Source organism: Pseudomonas eutrophicaquae, from assembly GCF_023544715.1.
GTDB lineage: Bacteria > Pseudomonadota > Gammaproteobacteria > Pseudomonadales > Pseudomonadaceae > Geopseudomonas.
This window is the reverse complement of record NZ_JAMJEZ010000021.1, coordinates 1-20989: the sequence shown is the minus strand read 5'-3', so window position 1 is coordinate 20989 and position 20989 is coordinate 1. Positions and strand designations below refer to the sequence as shown.

The following is a 20989-nucleotide window of genomic DNA, read 5'->3' as shown; positions in this document are numbered from 1 at the left end:
TGCGGACTTTGCTGGCCATGGTCTAGTGAACCGCCCCGACTTTGAACCGATCCCCAGATTTTGAGCGGTTGAAAGCAGTTTTGGTCAAAAGCTGACTCACTCACATCGATACCTTGAAGGTATCCAGCCTGAAGAAACAAAGTATTAGCCGGTATCACCCCTGCTCCCTATCCTCACTCCCAAGGCCCAGCCCCGACCACCACCCCGGTCGCCCCGGCGGGCCACCCTTACAACAAGAACGCGGAGTGACCATGCGCAAGATTGAGAACTTCATTGCCGGCGAGTACGTCGCCGCCGCCAGCGGGCAGCGCTTCGACAAGCGCTCGCCGCTCGACAACCGCGTGATCGCCTCCATCGCCGAGGCCGGGCGCGGCGAGGTAGATGCGGCGGTCAAGGCCGCGCGTGGTGCGCTCAACGGCGAGTGGGGCGGGTTGACCACCGAGCAGCGCGTAGAGCTGCTGTACGGCGTGGCCAACGAGATCACTCGCCGCTTCGACGACTTCGTCGAGGCCGAGATGGCCGACACCGGCCAGCCCGCCCACGTCCAGAAGCACGTGTTCATCCCGCGCGGCGCGGCGAATTTCAAGGTGTTCGCCGACGTGATCAAGAACGTCGCCAGCGAATCCTTCCAGATGGCCACCCCGGACGGTCGCGGCGCGCTCAACTATTCCATGCGCGTGCCCAAGGGCGTGGTCGGCGTGATCTGCCCGTGGAACGCGCCGTTCATGCTGATGACCTGGAAGGTCGGCCCGGCGCTGGCCTGCGGCAACACCGTGGTGGTCAAGCCGTCCGAGGAGTCGCCGCAGACCGCTGCGCTGCTCGGCGAGGTGATGAACGCCGTGGGCATTCCCAAGGGCGTGTACAACGTGGTGCACGGCTTCGGGCCAGATTCGGCCGGCGAGTTCCTCACCCAGCATCCGGGCATCAACGCCATCACCTTCACCGGCGAGACGCGCACCGGCGCGGCGATCATGAAGGCCGCCTCGGAAGGCATGCGCGACGTGTCCTTCGAGCTGGGCGGCAAGAACGCCGGCATCGTGTTCGCCGATGCGGACTTCGACGCGGCGGTGGACGGCATCTTCCGCTCCGCCTTCCTCAACTCCGGGCAGGTGTGCCTGGGCACCGAGCGTGTCTACGTCGAGCGACCTATCTTCGAGCGCTTCGTGCAGGCGCTGAAGGTCAAGGCCGAGGCGGTGAAGTTCGGTCGCCCGGACGACCACAACGCCAACTACGGCCCGCTGATCAGCCAGGAGCACCGTGACAAGGTGCTGTCCTACTACCGCAAGGCGGTGGAAGAGGGTGCCACCGTGGTTACCGGTGGCGGCGTGCCGGAGATGCCGGGCGAGCTGACGGCGGGGGCCTGGGTGCAGCCGACCATCTGGACCGGCCTGCCTGACAACGCCTCGGTGGTGCGTGACGAGATCTTCGGGCCGTGCTGCCACATCCGCCCGTTCGACAGCGAGAACGAGGTGGTCGCGCTGGCCAACGACAACGTCTACGGCCTGTCCACCACCATCTGGACCAACGACCTGGCCCGCGCCCACCGCATGGCGGCGCGCGTCGAGGTGGGCATCACCTGGATCAACAGCTGGTTCCTGCGCGACCTGCGCACCCCGTTCGGCGGCTCCAAGCAGTCCGGCATCGGCCGCGAGGGCGGGGTGCATTCGCTGGAGTTCTACACCGAGACGCGCAACGTCTGCGTGAAGCTGTGAACCATGCGCCCCTCTCACATGGCGGGAGAGGGGCAACCCCGTCGAAGCCTTGTGAGAACGACATGGACAACAACAAGATCGAGCAGTACGGCGACGAGCTGTATGAAGCCTTCGTCGCCCGCCGTGCGGTGCCGCCGCTGCTGAGCGGCGAGCCGGAGATCACCATCGAGGACGCCTACCGCATCCAGCAGCGCTTCGTCGCGCGCCGCCTGCAGGCCGGCGAGACGGTGGTGGGCAAGAAGATCGGCGCCACCAGCAAGCCGGTGCAGGATTTTCTCGGCGTCTACCAGCCGGACTTCGGCATCCTCACCTCGGGCATGGTCTACCAGGAGGGCGACACCATCGACCTCGGCGACCTGATCCAGCCCAAGGCCGAGGCGGAGCTGGCCTTCGTGCTCAAGCACGACCTCAAGGGTCCGGGCATCACTGCGATGGACGTGATCCGCGCCACCGACTATGTGCTGCCGTGCTTCGAGATCGTCGATTCGCGCATCGAGAACTGGCAGATCAAGATCCAGGACACCGTGGCCGACAACGCCTCCTGCGGCGTGTATGTGCTCGGCAAGACCAAGGGTGACCCGCGCAAGCTGGACCTGACGCTGGCTGGCATGGTGCTGGAGAAGAACGGCGAGCTGTTCTCCACCGGCGTCGGCGCCGCGGTGCAGGGCTCGCCGGCCAACGCGGTGGCCTGGCTGGCCAACACCCTCGGTGAGCTGGGTATTCCGTTCAAGGCCGGTGAGGTGATCCTCTCCGGTTCGCAGTCGGCACTGGTGCCGGTGGTCGATGGCGACGAGCTGGTGTGTACGGTCGGTGGCCTCGGTAGCTGCCGGGTGAAATTCTCCGGGAGGAGCGCAGTATGAGCAGCAACCTGACCCTGTCCCGTGAGGACATCGTGCGCCTGTGCGAGCGCGTCGAAGGCGCGCAGACCTACGCCTACGCGATCCCCAAACTGACCGACGAATACCCCAACATGACCGTCGCCGATGGCTACGCCGTGCAGAGCGAGCTGCGCCGGCGCTTCCTCGCCCAGGGCCACAAGCTGGTCGGCTGGAAAGCCGGGCTGACCTCCAAGGCGAAGATGCAGCAGATGGGCGTCAGCGTGCCCTCGATCGGCTTTCTGACCGACCGCATGGCGCGTCCGGAAAGCTCGGCGATCGCCACCGGCGATCTGGTGCATCCGCGTGTCGAATGCGAAGTCGCCTTCGTGACCAAGGCCGACCTGCAGGGGCCGGGTTGCACCGCGGCTGACGTGCTGGCCGCTACCGACTACGTGCTGCCGGCGGTGGAAATCATCGATTCGCGCTTCTCCGGCTTCAAGTTCGACCTGCCCAGCGTGGTGGCCGATAACGGCTCCTCGGCGCGCTTTGTCGGCGGTGGCCGTCCGCGCTACGTCGAGGATCTGGACCTGCGCACCCTGGGCGTGGTGATGGAAAAGAACGGCGAGATCGTCGGCATGGGGGCAAGCGCTGCGGTGCTGGGGCATCCGGCTGAAGCGGTGGCGATGCTGGTGAACATCCTCGCGGAACTCGGTGAGACGCTGCCGTCCGGCAGCTTTGTGATGAGCGGCGGGATCACCGAGGCCGTGCCGGTCAAGCCGGGCGACAGCGTGGTCGCGCGTTTTCAGGAACTCGGTTCCGTGTCGATGCGCTTCATCGAATAACAACAATCAGAAGGGGATTCCAATGCCCATCATCGAAATGCACATGATCGAAGGCCGCACCGTGGAGCAGAAGCAGCGCGTCGCCGCCGCCGTTACCGCCGCGGTCGCCGAGAGCCTGGATTGCAGCCCGGAAACCGTGCGCATCCTGATCACCGAGCACGGACGCGAGGAATTTTATGTCGGCGGCATGACCAAGTCGCAGCGTGACGCGCTGCTGGAGCAGAAGTGATGAAGAAGATTCGTTGTGCGCTGATCGGCTCCGGGAACATCGGCACCGATCTGATTTACAAGATTCAGCGCAGCGCGGTGCTGGAGCCGGTATGGATGGTCGGGATCGACCCGGCCTCCGAGGGTCTGGCGCGCGCCCGCGAGATGGGCCTCAAGACCACCAGCGAGGGCGTGGATGGCCTGCTGCCTCATGTACTGGAAGACAACATCCAGATCGCCTTTGATGCCACCAGCGCTTATGTGCACGCTGAGAACAGCCGCAAGCTCAATGCGCTGGGCGTGCTGATGATCGACCTGACCCCGGCGGCCATCGGCCCGCTGTGTGTGCCGCCGGTGAATCTCAAGGAGCACACCCAGAAGCTGGAGATGAACGTCAACATGATCTCCTGCGCCGGGCAGGCGACCATTCCGATCGTCAATGCAGTGTCGCGGATCCAGAGCGTCGGTTATGCCGAGATCGTCGCCAGCCTCGCCTCGAAATCCATCGGCCCGGGCACCCGAGCCAACCTTGATGAATTCACCTACACCACCTCCAGCGCGCTGGAGAGGGTCGGCGGGGCGCGCAAGGGCAAGGCGCTGGCGATCATCAACCCGGCCGAGCCGCCGATGATCATGCGCAACACCATCTCCTGCCTGACCGACGAGGAGCCGGATCAGGAGAAGATCACCGCCTCAATCCTGGCGATGATCAGCGAGGTGCAGAAGTATGTACCGGGCTACCGGCTGGTCAACGGCCCGCTGTTCGACGGCAACAAGGTCGCGGTGTTCATGGAAGTGGCCGGCCTCGGCGACTACCTGCCGACCTACGCCGGAAACCTCGACATCATGACCGCCGCGGCGACCCGGACTGCCGAGATGTTTGCCGAAGAAATCCTCAATGGCACCTTGGTGCTGCCCACTGCGGAGGTCGCGTGATGAGCCCGTCCAACAGCCTCAAAGGCCGCAAGGTCATTCTCCATGACATGTGCCTGCGCGATGGCATGCATGCCAAGCGTGAGCAGATCAGTGTCGAGCAGATGATCAAGGTTGCCACCGCGCTGGATGATGCCGGTGTGCCCTATATCCAGGTCACCCACGGTGCGGGTCTGGGCGGCAATTCGATCCAGCACGGCTTTGCCCCGCACAGCAACGAGGAATACATCAGCGCGGTGGCCTCGCGGATGAAGCAGGCCAAGGTCTCGGTGCTGCTGATTCCAGGCCTTGGCACCATGAAGGAGCTGCAATCGGCGTATGACTGCGGCGCGCGCAGTGTGCACGTCGCGACCCACTGCACCGAAGCGGATACCTCGCCGCAGCACATCGCCTTTGCCCGCAAGCTGGGTATGGACACCACCGGTTTTCTGATGATGTCCCACCTCAACGACGCCGCCGGCATCGCCCAGCAGGGCAAGCTGATGGAGTCCTACGGGGCGCAGACCGTCTACGTGACCGACTCGGCGGGCTACATGCTGCCCGAGGATGTGCGCGAGCGGGTGGCGGCCCTGCGCGAGGTGCTCAACCCGGAAACCGAGATCGGCTTCCACGGCCACCACAACCTGGGCATGGGCATCGCCAATTCGATCGCTGCCATCGAGGCCGGCGCCAGCCGTATCGATGGCTCGGTGGCAGGCCTTGGTGCCGGTGCCGGCAACACCCCGCTGGAGGTGTTTGCCGCGGTGTGTGAGCGCATGGGCATCGAGACAGGCGTCGATCTGTTCAAGCTGATGGATGTTGCCGAGGACATCATCGTGCCGATGATGGAGCACATGGTGCGCGTGGACCGCGAGTCGCTGACCCTGGGCTATGCCGGGGTCTACTCGACCTTCCTCTTGCATGCCAAGCGCGCCTCTGAGCGCTTTGGCGTCTCGGCCCGCGATATTCTGGTCGAGCTGGGCCGGCGCAAGATGATCGGCGGTCAGGAGGACATGATCCTCGACACCGCGATGACCATGGCCAAGGAGCGCGGGCTGCTCAAGAGCGCCTGATCTCAACGCCGGACGGGGCAACCCGTCCGGCGTTTTTGTTTGGGGAGTGAGCCATGCAAGTACGCAAAGAACTGGCCGTGGTCGTCGGGGCTACCGGGGCCTTTGGCCAGGCGATCGTGACGAGACTCTGCGCCAGTGGTCTGGAAGTGCTCGCGGTGGCGCGCCATGCCGAAGCGCTCGAGGCGCTGGCCGCCCGTCAGTCGGGGGTGCGTGGCTGTGTGGCGGATCTGGCCACCGATGCGTCGATGGCGGTGATTGCGGCGGCGGTCGCCGCGCGTATGCCGGGTGCGTCGGAGGGGGATCGAGCATGAAATACGATATCCATATCGAGGACACCGGCGAGCATTATCCCTGTGATGAGCAGGAAACCGTGCTGCTGGGCATGGCTAAGCTCGGGCGCAAGGGGATTCCGGTGGGCTGTCGGGGTGGCGGTTGTGGTGTCTGCAAGGTGCAGGTGACCCAAGGCGACTACTGCACGGTCCGCGCCATGAGCCGCCAGCATGTCAGCCAGGAGGATGAGGCGCAGGGCACCGTGCTGGCCTGCTGTATCCAGGCCCAGAGCGCTCTGAGTCTTCGGGTAGTTGGCAAGCTGCACAAGGCGGTCTGTCGGGCCGTGCCGGGGGCCTTGCTGGGCGCCGGGGTTGCTGGCAGCGCTGCCTCCACCCAGCCTCCTGTATAGGTCAACCTGCAAATCCACCCCGGGTTGGACGTTCTGAGCGCGTGGAACTTGCTACAAAGAAGCAAGGGGCTGCGCCAAGAAGGCCGCACCTCTTGCGATGACAACCTGAGTTCAGCTGGAGTGTCCAATGTCCGATTACAAAGCTCCCCTGCGGGATATCGATTTCGTTCTCCATGACGTGCTGGCGGTCGCACGCCACTGGGCCACGTTTCCCGAGCTGGCCGAGGTGGTCGATCCGGACACCGCCCGCGCCATTCTCGAGGAAGCCGGCAAGGTCGCCGCAGGGCTGCTCGCGCCGCTCAATCGCAGCGGGGACGAGGAAGGTTGCCACTGGCAGGAGGGGAAGGTACAGACCCCGCAAGGCTTCCCTGAGGCCTATCGCGCCTATGCCGAGGGTGGCTGGGTCGGTGTGGGCGGTGCCCCCGAATTTGGCGGCATGGGCATGCCCAAGGTGATCGGCGCCCAGATCGAGGAAATGATCAACTCGGCGAATCTCTCCTTTGCCCTGTACCCGATGCTGACCGCCGGCGCCTGCCTGGCACTGCTCAGTCACGCCAGCGAAGCCCTCAAGGCCCGTTACCTGCCGCCGCTCTATGAAGGCCGCTGGGCCGGCACCATGTGCCTGACCGAGGCGCACGCGGGCACCGATCTGGGCATGATCCGCACCCGCGCCGAGGAGCAGGCCGATGGCAGTTACCGGATTACCGGTACCAAGATCTTCATCACCGGGGGCGAGCAGGATCTGACGGAAAACATCATCCATCTGGTGCTGGCCAAGCGCCCGGATGCCCCCGCCGGTGCCCGCGGGATATCGATGTTCCTGGTGCCCAAGGTGCTGGTTGACGAGCAGGGCCGGCTCGGCGCACGCAATGCGGTCAGCTGTGGCTCGCTGGAGCACAAGATGGGTATCAAGGCCTCGGCGACCTGCGTGATGAATTTTGATGGTGCTACCGGCTATCTGGTCGGCGAGCTGAACAAGGGGCTCGCAGCGATGTTCACTATGATGAACTACGAGCGTCTGGGGGTGGGTATCCAGGGGCTGGCGCTGGGGGAGCGCTCTTATCAGAGTGCCATCGAGTATGCGCGCGAGCGCCTGCAAAGCCGTGCGCCACGCGGCGCTCAGCAGCCGGACAAGCCGGCCGATCCGCTGATCGTGCATCCGGATGTGCGGCGCATGCTGCTGACCATGAAGGCGCTGAATGAAGGTGGGCGGGCGTTTTCCAGCTACGTGGCCCTGCAGCTCGACATTGCCCGCTACAGCGAAGATCACGCCGCCCGTCAGCGCGCCGAAGCACTGGTGGCCCTGCTGACACCGGTGGCCAAGGCGTTTCTCACCGATATGGGGCTGGAGACCACCGTGCATGGCCAGCAGGTGCTGGGCGGGCATGGGTATATCCGTGAGTGGGGGCAGGAGCAGCTGGTGCGTGACTGCCGGATCACCCAGATCTATGAGGGCACCAATGGCATCCAGGCGCTGGATCTGATGGGGCGCAAGGTGGTGGGCAGTGGCGGCAGCCACTATCAGGTCCTCTCCGAAGAGATCAACGCCTTCATCGCGAGCGCCGGGACGGAGCTGGCCGAGTTCACCCAGCCGCTCAAGGCGGCGCTGGACAATCTGGATGCACTGACGGCCTGGGTGCTGGCGCAGGCCCAGGACAATCCCGATGAAATCGGCGCCGCCTCGGTCGAGTATCTGCAGGTCATGGGCTACACCGTCTACGCCTGGCTGTGGGCGCGGATGGCGCAGGTGGCGCAGGCGAGGCAAGACGAGGACGATTTCTACGTGGCCAAGCTCGGCACGGTGCGCTTCTACTTTGCACGCATCCTGCCGCGCATCCACTCGCTGAGTGCCTCGGTCAAGGCCGGTAGCGCCAGCCTATATCTGCTGGAAGAAGGGCAGTTCTGAGCCGCAGGCGGGAGGCTGAAGATGGCCTCTCGCCCGGGTGTAGCTACGGACCGCGCTACCTCAGCCGAGTCTGCGCCGAGGTCGCGGGTGGATCAGGGCAGGCGCTCAAAGATCGCCGCGATGCCCTGGCCGCCGCCGATGCACAGCGTCACCAGCGCATAGCGGCCGCCGGTGCGCTGCAGCTCGTAGAGCGCCTTGACGGTGATGATCGCGCCGGTGGCACCGATCGGGTGGCCCAGCGAGATGCCGGAGCCGTTGGGGTTGACCTTGGCCGGGTCCAGCCCGAGCTCCTGGATTACCGCACAGGCCTGAGCGGCGAAGGCCTCGTTGGCTTCGATCACATCCAGATCAGCGATGCTTAGCCCGGCGCGCTGCAGGGCCAGCCGGGTGGCCGGCGCAGGGCCGATGCCCATGTGCAGTGGATCGACGCCGGCCACGGCGTAGGAAACCAGCCGGGCCATCGGCTGAAGGCCGCGGCGCTCGGCTGCCCCGCGCTCCATCAGCAGCAGGGCAGCGGCGCCGTCGTTGAGGCTGGAGGCGTTGCCGGCAGTGACAGTCCCGCCGTCGCGCTCGAAGGCCGGCTTCAGGCGCGCCAGCTCCTCACAGGTCACCGCACCGCGCACATGCTCGTCGGTGTCGAAAACGGTTTCGCCGCGCCGGGTCTTCAGCGTCACCGGCAGGATCTGCGCCTTGAAGCGGCCCTCGGCAATGGCACGGGCGGCGCGCTGGTGCGACTCTACCGCCAGCGCGTCCTGCGCCTCGCGCGAGATGCCATAGGTACGCCGCACATGCTCGGCGGTGATGCCCATGTGTACCTGGTGCAGCGGGTCGGTGAGGGCACCGACCATCATGTCGATCAGGCCGGCATCGCCCATTCGCGCACCAAAGCGCAGGGCGGGTACGCCATACAGGGCGCGGCTCATGCTCTCGGCGCCGCCGGCCACCGCGCAGTCCGCATCACCGAGCAGGATGTTCTGCGCGGCGGTGACAATGGCCTGCAGGCCCGAGCCGCACAGGCGGTTGAGGGTCAGTGCGGTGCTGTGCGCGCTGAGGCCGCTGTTCAGGGCGATCAGCCGTGACAGGTACATATCGACCGCCTCGGTATGGATGACGTTACCGAACACCACCTGCTCGACCGCATCGCCCGGCATACCGGCACGCTGCAGCACCTCGCGGGTGACGAGGGTGCCGAGCGCGCTCGGCGAGAGCTCCTTGAGGCTGCCGCCAAAGTCACCCACGGCGGTGCGCACACCGCTGACAATCACGACTTCACGCTGTTGCATGGAGAGATTCCTTGTTGTTTTGAACGTGAGTTAGCGGCTGATATGCGTCTGCCCGGCGGCCACCAGGCGCTCAAGCAGCGCGGCCGGCTGGAACCACAGCGCGCCATAGTCACCCAGCTGCGTGCGGTACTTCTGGAGCGTCGCCAGCACGTGCGCAAGGCCGATCTGCTCGGCGTAGTGCAGCGGGCCGCCGCGCCAGTCGGGGAAGCCGTAGCCGCAGGTCCACACCAGATCGATGTCCCCGGCGCGCAGGGCGATGCCCTCATCGAGGATCTTCAGCCCCTCGTTGATCAGCATGAACAGGCAGCGCTCGTGGATTTCCTGATCGCTGATTTCCCGGCGCGTAATACCCAGCTCGGTGGCTAGGCGCTCGGCCAGCGCCTGCACCTCGGGATCATCCTGGCGCTCGCGGCCGGCATACAGATAAGTGCCGCGGCCGCTCTTCTGCCCGTAGCGCCCCAGTGCGTACAGCTCATCGGCCAGCCGGCAATAGCTGGGGTCCTGGCTCAGGATGGCGCGCATCGGCGTGCGGATCAGATAACCGACGTCGATACCGACCAGGTCGTACATGCTCAGCACGCCCATGTTGAAGCCAAACTCGGTCAGCACTCGGTCGATCTGCGCAGCGCTGGCGCCTTCGAGCAGCAGATGGTAAGCCTCGCGGGAGTAGGGTTCGAGCATGCGGTTGCCGATAAAGCCGTAGCACACCCCAGAGACCACCGGCAGCTTGCCGAGCTGTTTGCCGAGCTTGAGCGCGGTGGCCAGCACGTCCGGCGCGGTGGCCTGGCCGCGCACCACCTCCAGCAGGCGCATGACGTTGGCCGGGCTGAAGAAATGCAGCCCCAGCACGTCCTGCGGCCGCTGGGTGCAGGCGGCGATTGCGTCGATGTCCAGGGTCGAGGTGTTGCTGGCGAGGATCGCCCCGGGCTTGCACACGGCATCCAGGGTGGTGAACACCTGACGTTTGACCGCCATGCTCTCGAACACCGCCTCGATGACCAGATCCGCCTCCGCCAGATCGGCATAATCCAGGCTGCCGGTCAGGCAGGCCATACGCTGCTCGACCTCGGCGGCGCTCAGTTTGCCGCGCCGGGCACTGATCTCGTAGTTATTGCGGATCTGCGCTAGGCCACGATCCAGCGCCTCGCGGGTCTGCTCGAGCAGCACCACCGGCAGGCCACGGTTGGCAAAGTTCATCGCGATGCCGCCGCCCATGGTGCCCGCGCCGATCACCGCCACCTGGCGAATCGGCCGCAGCGGCAGGCTCGCCTCGATGCCCGGCACCTTGCCGGCCTCGCGCTCGGCAAAGAACAGGTGCCGCAGCGCCTGGGATTGTGGGGAGTCGATCGCCGCCATGAACAGTGCCTGCTCATGGGCGAGCCCGGCTGCCAGCGGCTGCTGGCAGGCGGTGTGGACCGCTTCGAGCAGCGTGCGCGGCGCCTCGCGGCCTTTCCAGCTGCCCTGGTGCTGGTGCAGGTAGTCGGCGAAGAAGCTCGCACTCACGGTCTGGCCGGGGTCGGGATGGGGGTAGTCCGGGAACGGGGCGGCCTGGCGCGCGAGCAGCGCATGGGCATAGGCGCAGGCCTCGTCCGGCAGGGTTTCGGCGCGGCTGGCCAGACAATCGACCAGCCCCAGTTCCAGCGCGCGTGCCGCCGAGATCGGCTGGCCGCTCTGCATCAGGGCCAGCGCCGGCTCGACCCCGATCAGGCGCGGCAGGCGCTGGGTGCCGCCGGCGCCGGGCAGCAGTCCCAGGCTGATTTCCGGCAGCCCCAGGCGCGCATTCGGTGCGGCGATGCGATAGCCGCAGGCCAGCGCCAGCTCCAGTCCGCCGCCCAAGGCCAGGGTGTTGATGGCGGCAATCAGCGGCTTGGGACTGGCCGCCAGCTCAATGAGCAGCTCCGGCAGGCTGGGCTGCGCGGTGAAGCGGCTGTGGCCGAACTCGCTGATATCGGCCCCAGCGCTGAACGGCAGCGCCGGGGCGTGAATCACTACGGCCTGGATGGCCGGATCGGCGCAGGCCTGGCGCACGGCGACCTGTAACTCCTGGCGCAAGGCATGGCCGAGGGCGTTGACCGGGGCGCGGTTCAGGCCGATCAGGGCAAGGGGTGGGGCTTGGCGGTAATCAATCAGCGGCAGCATGGCGAACCTTTGTCAGTTGAGCCGGCGTTTGGCTACGCCGGTCGGTTGCAGGATAGGACGCCTGGTTTGTAGCAAGTTGCCGGTCCGCTGTGCGTCGAACTGCGGGTGGATTTGCCAGGTGGAGAGGGGCGCCGTGGGTGGACGCCTGAGAGGCTGCGGGCGGCGCTCAGTCGAGCAGGCGCCGCTGGCGGGCGCTCTGCAGCGCGGCGTCGCGGTCGCTGACCTCCAGCTTGCGGAACAGGTTGTTGATGTGGGTCTTCACCGTGCTCAGGCTGACAAACAGGCTGTCGGCCAGTTGCTGGTTGGTGTAGCCGCGCGCCATGTAGCGCAGCACGTCCAGTTCGCGGCGGGTCAGCGGCTCGAGCAGGGTTTGCTGGGCGGGCAGGCCCGCGCCGGGCAAGGCCGGCAGCAGGCTGGCCAGTGCGGCGGCATCCGGCAGGGGGGTAGATAACCCGGCCTGACGGCGTAGCGCAGGTTGCAGCAGCTGGCGCAGCAGGCTTTCCAGTGTGCGCCCCTCATAGTGCAGCAGCTGGGCAAAGCCATGGCTCAGCGCCTGCTGCAGGGCCTGATCCAGGCTGACCAGCGCGGCCTGCGTTTCGCCGCGATCCTGCTGCAAGGTGGCGGCCAGCAGCCACAGATCCAGCTGCAGGCGCAGGTTTCGCTCGCTCCTGGCCTGCGGCTGCAGGCGGTCGAGTATCTGCGTGGCGACGGCCGGCTGGCCGAGATGACGCTGTACCCAGGCATAGGCCAGCCACTCGTCCGGCATCAGATCCTCGCCATAGTGACGCTGGCACCAGTGCCATTCCTGCAGCCAGTCGAGAATGAACGCCTGGTCACGCTCGCGCACCGCCAGCCGCGCCCGCCAGGCGCCGGCCAGACGGTAGAGGCCGAACTGGCGGAACGTGCGGGCTAGCCGCCGCGCCTCATCCCAGCGCGCCCGGGCGCGTGCGGTCTCGCCCAGTGCATCGTGCAGGCAGGCTTGGTGATGCAGCACCAGCGCTAGCGCCGCTGAATGGGGAAACCCTAGCGCCAGGGTTTCAGCCCGCAGCAGGCGCTGATGCGCCGGTTTGAGGTGATTCTGTTGAATCAATGCCAGCGCCAGGCCGAGCTGATGGAAGACTTCATAGACATTGCGCGAGGCGGTGGCTGGCGACTGCTGCTCCAGGGCAAGAAAGCGGCGCATGGCAGCGGCGCTGTCGCCTTGTGCCAGTTCGATCTGTCCGCACAACAGGTGCGGGATATTGATGAAGCCGCTAAAGCCGAAGGCACTGAAGTCCTCCAGTGCCTGCTGCGCCGCCTCTCGCGCATGCTGTAGCGTCCCCAGCGCAAACAAACAGCGCGCGCGGTTGAGGTGCAGCACGGCCCGGGCGGCATTGCGCGTCGGCGCTTGCAGCAGTCCCCGGTCCGCCAGTTCCAGCCCGTGGCGCAGGTTGCCGCCGAGAAAAGCCAGCAGGGTGCGCAGGTAGGTGATGGTCTGCTGGACCCGCTCGGGGTGCTTGACGATGCCCTGACGCTGCAGCTGGCGCAGGCGCTGGATGCAGCCCTGAATGCGCGCGAGGTTATTGGTGACCAGCACGATCGAGGCTTCGCTGATCGCCAGCGTGAAGTGATCGCTGCCCGGCTGGCCGTTGACCTCGACCTGCCCGAGCAGGTCGACCAGCGCATTGACCTGGCCGTCGCGCAGCAGATCGAAAGTGTGCCGCTCGGCAATCGTGAGCACGGCATGAAAATCGCCGGCGCGGCCGTATTGGTGGATGGCTTCCGAGTAGCGGCGCCGTGCCAGCAGCCAGTCGGCGGCCTGGCGGTGCAGCTGCAGGCACGCCGCCTGGTCGCGCTGCTGCAGGCGCCGATAGAGCACGGCGCGCAGAATGCCGTGGTAGCGCAGCTCGTTATCGGCACCGGGACGCGGCTCGAGGAACAGATCCCGGCGCAGCAGCGTGCGGATCAGCGCGGCGCTGTCGTGACGGCCACTGAGCAGATCGGCCAGCGCCGGCTCGAAGGTCTGGACCACCGAGGTCTGCTCCATGAATGCGAGCAGCTCGGTAGGCAGGCCCGCGAACAGTTCCTCCTCGAAAAAGGCCGCCAGGTGGGTGTCGGCCTGCTGGGTGACGCTGCGCAGCAGTTCCGGGGCGGCGGCGGTGGGTGCCAGCTCACGGTGCGCGCTGAGCCAGAACAACAGGCCAGTGAGCCAGCCCTCGCTGGCGGCGCGCAGGCGGTGCAGCAGGTCGCTGTCGAGCGTCAGGCCGCGCAGGCGGGCCAGGTGATGGAGCTCCTCGCTGTCCAGACTCAGCTCGCTGGCCTCGACGATCGCCAGCCGCTCCTGACAGCGCAGGTGCTCAAGGGGCAGCGCGGGGGTGCCCTCTGTGGCAGCGATCAGTTGCAGCGAGGGTGGGGCAAAGCGCAGCAGCTGATCGAGGTACTGGCAGGCCTGCGGGTGACGCAGCCGCTGCAGGTCATCCAGCAGCAGCGTGAACGGGCCGAGCGTCTCCAGATGCTGCAGCAGACGCCGCCACAGCAGGGTCAGTGCCTCGCGGCTGGAGTCGGCAGGATCGGCAAATGGCAGGCCAAAGGCCTGGCTGAGCTGGCGCAGCAGATGCTGGGGCTGATTGTCGGCGGCGCTCAGGCGATACCAGGCCCAGGGCGTGGACAGGCGTTCGGCGTATTGGGCCAGCAGCGTGCTTTTGCCATAGCCCAGCGGGGCGCTGAGCAGGATCAGACGGCAAGGACGCTCGCCGGCCTCCTGCAGCAGGTGCAACAGGCGGCTGCGTGGTAGCAGTCGTGGGGCGAGGCAGGGCGGACGGTGCTGGCTGGGATCGAGCGGCAGGGCGGACATCGGCATGAACTCTCCCGCCACTAAACCGCTGTTGCGGTTGTAGTGGGGGTTTCGCGGGTCTTCGACCTGGGCTTGGCCGCTTGCGCGGGCAGAGGCTTGAGTCTCGCCGCCACGCCCGTCCCAGGCGTGTGTCCCGGCGTCCAGGCGTCGAGCAATACGACCCTGGCGCTGTTCTGATCCCTCGGCAGTGAGCAACCGCAGTGCGGGCACAGGTGCCAGCGCTCGTTGAGCGTCTTGGGCACCACGGCCCAGCAGCCGGAGCAGCGCTGCGAGGGTTTGAGTTGGCGGGTGAAGGCCAGATGCAGCCGAGTACCAGCTTCTGCCGCTTTGTACTGGAGCATCTGGTGCGCCATGCCGAACCCGACCGAAAGGATCTCCCGGTTGAGCCCAGCCTTCTGCCGCACGCGCCGGCCCGGTGCTTCGACCGCGCCCTTGGCGCTGCGACTCATGTTCTTCGGGGTCAGTTCCTCGGTGGCGATCAGCGCACAGCGCTGCACCAGGGCCGAGGTTTCCCGGTGGATGAAGTCCCGGCGTCGGTCAGCGATGCGCTGATGCAACCGGGCAATCTGCTGGGACAGCTGGCGGTAACGGTGTGAGCCGCGCCGCTTCCGAGCCCGTTGACGTTGCAGGGCGGCCAGCCGGGGTAGTGCCTCGCGCAGCCAGCGCGGGTTGTCGAGGGTGGAGCCATCGTCGAAGTTCGCCCAGTGCTCCAGGCCGAAATCGACGCCTACGGCTTCGTCGCCTGTGCGCTGCCGCGCACAGACCGACGCGGGCACCCGCAGGGTGATCGAGGCCGTCCACTGGTCCTCTCCGGTAGCAAGGTTGCGTCGACGGCTGAGGGTCAGGTCGTTGGGCGTGAACTCGGCAAAACGGTGGCGTCCGCGCAGGCGGATCATCATGGCGTCCTTACCGCTGCCCAGCCGCAGGGTGCCATCACGCGGCCCCTGCTGGAGCAGCTTCCAGCCGGAGGGATCGGGGTAGGTGAACCCTGAGAATCGGGCGCTGGATTTGAAGCGCGGGAAACCCGGCGTCTGCCCGGCCTTGACCTGGCGGAAGAAGGCCTGAAAGGCCCGATCCAGCCGGCGCAGGGTTTCCTGCAAGGCATGACTGCCCAGCTCCACCAGCTCCGGGCGGAACTGCTTGATGGCCGGCAGGGTGTTCTGCTGGTCGTAGTAACTGATCGAGATGCCGGCCTTGCGGTACGCCTCGATGCGCTCCTGGAGCGCGGCGTTGTACAGCTCGGCGTGCAGACGCACCCAGCCGTCCAGCCGCTTGCGCTGGCTGGCCGTGGGATAGAGCTTGAAGGTGACTTTGCGCCGTTCCATACGGATAACTGTATAGGCATCCAGACTTAAATCAAGGGCATTTGCCTCGCCTTGACCCGCCTCCTGGCCCTCGGCCTAGCAGGGGGAATGCGGCGAGAGGATGTTCAGGCTTCCACAGAGGGTCGTCCGGACAGTAGCAGAATCGCCCGCGCTGGCGCGCGTCTTTCGCGCAATGCGCCGTTGGGGGCGCTGCCGCACGGCGCGCGGCAGCGCCGTGGCTCAGTCGTGCTGCACACCGGCGCGGCGCAGCAGCTGTTTGCAGCGCTCGGAGAGGTGCAGCACGCGCAGATGTTTACCGGCCCGGCTGTAGCGCTCGCGCAGGGTCTTCAGCGAGGCAATCGCCGAGTAATCGACAAAACTCAGATGCCGGCAATCGAGGGTGACCCGCTCGGGATCGCTGGCCACATCGAACAGGTTGAGAAACGGCGTGGTGGAGGCGAAGAACAGCGTGCCATGCAGGCGATAGAGTTTGCTGCCATCGGCTTGCAGGTCACCATCGGCATACAGCTCGCGCGCTTGCTGCCAGGCAAAGTTCAGCGCCGCGATGACGATGCCGCACAGCACGGCGGTGGCGAGGTCGGTGAACACGGTGATCACCGTCACCGCCACGATCACCAGCGCATCATTGCGCGGCACCTTGCCCAGCACCCGCAGCGAGGCCCAGGCAAAGGTCTGCTGGGCGACCACGAACATCACCCCGACCAGCGCGGCCAGCGGGATGCGCTCGATTAGCGGCGCGAGGAACAGCACGAACAGCAGGATCATCACCCCGGCCACCACGCCGGACAGCCGGCCGCGACCGCCGGAGCCGAGGTTGATCATCGTCTGGCCGATCATCGCGCAGCCGCCCATGCCGCCAAACAGGCCCGAGGCGATATTGGCGGCGCCCAGCGCGGTGCACTCGCGATCCGGATAGCCGCGGCTCTGGGTGATTTCATCGGTCAGGTTGAGGGTCAGCAGGGTTTCCAGCAGGCCGACCATCGCCATCAGGAAGGCATACGGGGCGATGATCAGCAGTGTCTGCAGGTTCCAGGGGATGTCCGGCAGGGCGAAGGTGGGCAGGCCGCCGGCGATGCTGGCCATGTCGCCCAGCGTGTGGGTCGGCAGCTCCAGCAGCCAGACCGCCAGTCCGACGCCAAGAATGGCCACCAGCGCCGGCGGCACCGTGCGGGTCAGGCGCGGCAGCAGGTAGACGATGGCCATGGTCACGACCACCAGGGCCAGCATCAGGTACAGCGAGGCGCCGCTCAGCCAGGCGCCCTCACTCTGGAAGTGCTCCAGCTGGGACAGGGCGATGACGATCGCCAGCCCGTTGACGAAGCCGAGCATCACCGGGTGCGGCACCATGCGGATCAGCTTGCCCAGGCGCAGCAGGCCGAAGGCCAGCATGATCAGCCCGCCCAGCAGCACGGTGGCCAGCAGATACTGGGCGCCGTGCTCCACCACCAGTGCGATGATGACCACTGCCATCGAGCCGGCCGCGCCGGAAACCATGCCCGGTCGGCCGCCGAACAGCGCGGTGAGGGTGCAGATAATGAAAGCGCCGTAGAGGCCCATCAGCGGGTTGAGCTGGGCTACCAGGGCGAAGGCGATGCACTCGGGCACCAGGGCGAAGGAGGTGGTGAGTCCGGCCAGCAGATCGGCGCGCAGACGTTTGAGGGACATGGGAAAACCTTGCGTTGCTGCCCCCGCACCGGGTGTGCGGGGTTCGGGGAGGGCGAAATGCTACGCAAGCTGCCATGGGCTGGCCAGCATCGCTGCCGACCTGTTGGCGATCCGGCCCACCAGGCACGTGGGCGATGGAACGCTGCTTGGCTTCAGCGAAACAGCCAGCCGAGGTTGGGTAGAACCAGCAGCAGGGTGATGGCGAAGACGGCCACCGTCAGGTGCCGCCAGCGGGCGGGTGATTTGTGCATTGCCTGAACCTTTTATTGTTGTTGGCCGGATGCGGATTCGAGCGCCGCGCCGTGCAGGGTGCTATTTTCACACGTTATGCTGCCCTGCAGGGTGCCATCCATCCTGTAGATATTGCTTTTGCCGATGATCTGGGGGCGTGAAAAAGCACGCACCAGCTGCCCCAGTTCAGCCTGCAGCGGGTAAACTCTGCCGCCTTGAAACGCAGGGCTTCCCTTCGCGGGAGGCCAAGCATGGCGCGCTGGCTCTTGTCGGCCCTGCGCCCCCCCCGATCGTTTTTGTAGACAGAGAATCTCCCATGCTCGACTCCAAACTGGTTCGTGGCCAGCCTCAGGAAGTAGCCCAGCGTCTGGCAGCCCGTGGCTTCCAACTGGATGTGGCGCGTCTTGAAGCGCTGGAGAGCCGCCGCAAGGAAACCCAGACCCGTACCGAACAACTGCAGGCCGAGCGCAATACCCGCTCCAAGAGCATCGGTCAGGCCAAACAGCGCGGTGAAGACATTGCGCCGCTGATGGCGGATGTCGAGCGCATGGGCGCTGAGCTGGTGGCGGGCAAGCAGGAGCTGGAGGCCATTCAGGCTGAGCTGGACGCTCTGCTGTTGACCATTCCCAACTTGCCCGATGCCTCGGTGCCGGTAGGCGCGGGCGAGGAGGAGAACGTCGAGGTCGCCCGTTGGGGCGAAGCGCGTGCGTTCGATTTTGCGGTGCGTGACCACGTTGCACTCGGCGAGCAGCATGGCTGGCTGGACTTTGAGACGGCTGCCAAGCTGTCCGGGGCGCGCTTTGCGCTGATGCGCGGGCCGATTGCCCGTCTGCATCGTGCGCTGGCGCAGTTCATGCTCAATCTGCACACCGGCGAGCATGGCTATGAAGAGGCCTATACGCCCTATCTGGTGCAGGCGCCGGCCCTGCAGGGCACCGGTCAGCTGCCGAAGTTCGAGGAAGATCTGTTCAAGATCAGCCGCGAAGGTGAGGCCGACTTCTATCTGATCCCGACCGCCGAGGTGTCGCTGACCAATATCGTCTCCGGCGAGATTCTGGATGCTAAGCAGCTGCCGCTGAAATTTGTCGCTCATACGCCATGCTTCCGCAGTGAGGCGGGGGCTTCCGGCCGTGATACCCGCGGAATGATTCGTCAGCATCAATTCGACAAGGTCGAACTGGTGCAGATCGTCGAACCGGAAAAATCCTTTGCGGCGCTGGAGGAGCTGGTCGGGCATGCGGAGAAGGTGCTGCAGTTGCTGGAGCTGCCGTACCGTAAGCTCGCGCTGTGCACCGGGGATATGGGCTTTGGCGCGACCAAGACCTACGATCTGGAAGTCTGGGTGCCCAGCCAAGGCAAATACCGGGAAATCTCTTCCTGCTCCAACTGTGGCGACTTCCAGGCCCGGCGGATGCAGGCCCGCTGGCGCAACCCGGCTACCGGCAAGCCGGAACTGGTGCATACCCTCAACGGCTCGGGCCTTGCCGTGGGGCGCACGCTGGTGGCGGTGCTGGAAAACTACCAGCAGGCTGACGGTTCGATTCGCGTGCCTGAGGTGCTCAAGCCCTACATGGGTGGCCTTGAGGTGATCGGTTGAGCGGTTACTGAGTCCTTGTAGTCGGTGTGGCACTCAAAGTGCGTGGCTGATTGGGTATGCGCGGCTGATCCGGTAGGGTCAGCCGCTGTTGTTTGGCTGTTATCCGGGTGAGGTCGCCATGGAGTTTCTTCCCTTGTTCCACAATCTGCGCGATCGCCTGGTGCTGGTGGTTGGCGGGGGCGAAATTGCTCTGCGCAAGGCGCGCCTGCTTGCTGAGGCCGGTGCGCGCCTGCGGGTGGTGGCGCCAGACATCGAGGTGGCGCTGGAGGAGCTGGTGGTGCGCTGCGGTGGGGAGTTGCGGCTGCGTGGCTATCAGGTGGCTGACCTGGAGGGCTGTGTGCTGGTGATTGCCGCAACGGATGATTTGCCGCTCAACGCGCTGGTCTCCCGGGAGGCCGGCGCACGCAACCTGCCAGTCAATGTGGTGGATGCGCCGCAGCTGTGTAGCGTGATCTTCCCGGCGATCGTCGATCGCTCGCCGCTGATGGTTGCGGTCTCCAGTGGGGGGGATGCACCGGTCCTGACCCGGCTGATGCGGGCGCGTCTGGAGACCATGATTCCTGCGGCGTATGGCCGTCTGGCTGGTCTTGCCAAGCGTTTTCGCGGGGCGGTCAAGCAACGCTTCAGTGATGTGCAGCAGCGCCGGGTGTTCTGGGAGGAGGTCTTTCAGGGACCGATCGCCGAGCGGGCACTGGCCGGGCGTGTAAGCGAGGCGGAGCACCTATTGGCCGAGAAGCTGGTGGGCAGTCAGGAGCGGGCGCTCGGTGAGGTTTATCTGGTGGGCGCGGGTCCCGGGGATCCGGATCTTTTGACGTTCCGTGCACTGCGTCTGATGCAGCAGGCTGATGTGGTGCTCTACGATCGCCTGGTGGCGCCGGCAATCGTCGATATGTGCCGGCGTGATGCCGAGCGTATCTATGTGGGCAAACGTCGTAGCGAACACGCGGTTCCGCAGGAGCAGATCAATCAGCTGCTGGTGCGTCTGGCGCAGCAGGGTAAGCGTGTGCTGCGCCTGAAAGGCGGAGATCCGTTCATTTTTGGACGCGGTGGCGAGGAGATTGAAGAGCTGGCGGCGGAGGGCGTGCCCTTTCAGGTGGTGCCTGGCATCACAGCTGCTTCCGGATGCGCCAGTTATGCGGGAATCCCGTTGACCCACCGCGATCATGCTCAGTCAGTGCGTTTCGTGACGGGGCATCTCAAGGACGACAGCACCAATCTCCCCTGGCAGGATCTGGTGGCGCCGGGGCAGACGCTGGTGTTCTATATGGGGTTGGTCGGTTTGCCGGTGATCTGCGAGCAGTTGATCCGCCATGGCCGAAGCGCCGACACACCGGCTGCGCTGATCCAGCAGGGCACCACCCGTAATCAGCGTGTGTTTGCGGGGACGCTGGCGAACCTGCCGCAGCTGGTCGCAGAGCATGAAGTGCATGCGCCGACACTGGTGATTGTGGGGGAAGTGGTGCAGTTGCGTGACAAGCTGGCCTGGTTCGAAGGTCAGGGCGATGCGTGCTGAGAAAATATCCTTTTCGATGTTGACAGCGATTTTCAAGGCTGTATTATTCGCCACCTCGCTGCAGTAGCACACCAGCTGACGCAGCAAGTGCTGAACGCAAGTGGTTAATTCGAAAGGAAATTTCTTCGAAAAGATGCTTGACAGGAAGCAAGGCTGCTGTAGAATCTGCGGCCTCGATTGATGCGAAGCGCCAAGCGCTCCGGTTGATCGAACCGGTTGTTCGGTTTTACTGTTCAACCCTGGCTCAGGCCGAA

Annotated in this window: 16 protein-coding genes; 11 read left to right on the top strand and 5 right to left on the bottom strand. The window is 65.7% G+C overall.

Annotated elements, in window-relative coordinates; all coding sequences use genetic code 11:
* The first annotated feature begins 251 nt into the window (after positions 1 to 251).
* The 9 genes from MXC11_RS09690 to MXC11_RS09650 all read left to right on the top strand — a co-directional run bounded on the left by MXC11_RS09690 (position 252) and on the right by MXC11_RS09650 (position 8149).
* A complete protein-coding gene (locus MXC11_RS09690; RefSeq protein ID WP_250009911.1) occupies positions 252 to 1712 on the top strand; it encodes a 2-hydroxymuconic semialdehyde dehydrogenase in 1461 nt (486 codons plus the stop codon).
* Between the two features lie 62 nt (positions 1713 to 1774).
* A complete protein-coding gene (dmpE, locus tag MXC11_RS09685) occupies positions 1775 to 2572 on the top strand; it encodes a 2-oxopent-4-enoate hydratase (protein ID WP_250009909.1) in 798 nt (265 codons plus the stop codon).
* Positions 2569 to 3372: a 2-oxo-3-hexenedioate decarboxylase gene (dmpH, locus tag MXC11_RS09680; RefSeq protein WP_250009901.1), complete on the top strand. Its 804-nt coding sequence runs from the start codon at positions 2569 to 2571 to the stop codon at positions 3370 to 3372. The genes dmpE and dmpH overlap by 4 nt, the downstream gene beginning before the upstream one ends.
* A 22-nt stretch (positions 3373 to 3394) precedes the next feature.
* Complete coding sequence (locus MXC11_RS09675) at positions 3395 to 3601, top strand: 2-hydroxymuconate tautomerase family protein (RefSeq protein WP_250009894.1); 207 nt, start codon at positions 3395 to 3397, stop codon at positions 3599 to 3601.
* The gene (locus MXC11_RS09670) at positions 3601 to 4515 is read left to right on the top strand and encodes an acetaldehyde dehydrogenase (acetylating) (protein WP_250009883.1); all 915 of its coding nucleotides are present in this window, start codon (positions 3601 to 3603) and stop codon (positions 4513 to 4515) included. The genes MXC11_RS09675 and MXC11_RS09670 overlap by 1 nt, the downstream gene beginning before the upstream one ends.
* Entirely contained in the window at positions 4512 to 5564 is a 1053-nt protein-coding gene (dmpG, locus tag MXC11_RS09665; protein WP_349665515.1) for a 4-hydroxy-2-oxovalerate aldolase, read from the top strand. The genes MXC11_RS09670 and dmpG overlap by 4 nt, the downstream gene beginning before the upstream one ends.
* Before the next feature lie 53 nt (positions 5565 to 5617).
* Positions 5618 to 5875, top strand: a complete 258-nt coding sequence (locus MXC11_RS09660; RefSeq protein ID WP_250009860.1) for an SDR family NAD(P)-dependent oxidoreductase — start codon at positions 5618 to 5620, stop codon at positions 5873 to 5875.
* Positions 5872 to 6243, top strand: coding sequence for a 2Fe-2S iron-sulfur cluster-binding protein (locus MXC11_RS09655; protein ID WP_250009855.1), 372 nt, complete (start codon positions 5872 to 5874; stop codon positions 6241 to 6243). The genes MXC11_RS09660 and MXC11_RS09655 overlap by 4 nt, the downstream gene beginning before the upstream one ends.
* Before the next feature lie 127 nt (positions 6244 to 6370).
* Complete coding sequence (locus MXC11_RS09650; RefSeq protein WP_250009848.1) at positions 6371 to 8149, top strand: acyl-CoA dehydrogenase C-terminal domain-containing protein; 1779 nt, start codon at positions 6371 to 6373, stop codon at positions 8147 to 8149.
* A gap of 92 nt (positions 8150 to 8241) precedes the next feature.
* Here MXC11_RS09650 and MXC11_RS09645 read toward each other — a convergent pair whose 3' ends face one another.
* From MXC11_RS09645 to MXC11_RS09625, 5 genes are all read right to left on the bottom strand, one after another.
* Positions 8242 to 9432, bottom strand: coding sequence for an acetyl-CoA C-acyltransferase family protein (locus MXC11_RS09645; protein WP_250009841.1), 1191 nt, complete (start codon positions 9430 to 9432; stop codon positions 8242 to 8244).
* Positions 9433 to 9462: 30 nt separating this feature from the next.
* Positions 9463 to 11571: a 3-hydroxyacyl-CoA dehydrogenase NAD-binding domain-containing protein gene (locus MXC11_RS09640; RefSeq protein WP_250009834.1), complete on the bottom strand. Its 2109-nt coding sequence runs from the start codon at positions 11569 to 11571 to the stop codon at positions 9463 to 9465.
* A gap of 166 nt (positions 11572 to 11737) precedes the next feature.
* Positions 11738 to 14410: a LuxR C-terminal-related transcriptional regulator gene (locus MXC11_RS09635; protein ID WP_250009826.1), complete on the bottom strand. Its 2673-nt coding sequence runs from the start codon at positions 14408 to 14410 to the stop codon at positions 11738 to 11740.
* A gap of 14 nt (positions 14411 to 14424) precedes the next feature.
* A complete protein-coding gene (locus MXC11_RS09630) occupies positions 14425 to 15729 on the bottom strand; it encodes an RNA-guided endonuclease InsQ/TnpB family protein (protein ID WP_250009819.1) in 1305 nt (434 codons plus the stop codon).
* 219 nt (positions 15730 to 15948) lie between these two features.
* Positions 15949 to 17394 carry a SulP family inorganic anion transporter gene (locus MXC11_RS09625; protein ID WP_250009811.1) on the bottom strand — a complete coding sequence of 482 codons (1446 nt, stop codon included), beginning with the start codon at positions 17392 to 17394 and terminating at the stop codon, positions 15949 to 15951.
* Positions 17395 to 17941: 547 nt separating this feature from the next.
* Here MXC11_RS09625 and serS point away from each other — a divergent pair.
* Positions 17942 to 19222 (top strand): serine--tRNA ligase, encoded by a 1281-nt coding sequence (gene serS, locus MXC11_RS09620; RefSeq protein ID WP_250009804.1) that lies wholly within the window; start codon positions 17942 to 17944, stop codon positions 19220 to 19222.
* 118 nt (positions 19223 to 19340) lie between these two features.
* Positions 19341 to 20735: a siroheme synthase CysG gene (cysG, locus tag MXC11_RS09615; protein ID WP_250009798.1), complete on the top strand. Its 1395-nt coding sequence runs from the start codon at positions 19341 to 19343 to the stop codon at positions 20733 to 20735.
* The last annotated feature ends 254 nt before the right edge of the window (positions 20736 to 20989 follow it).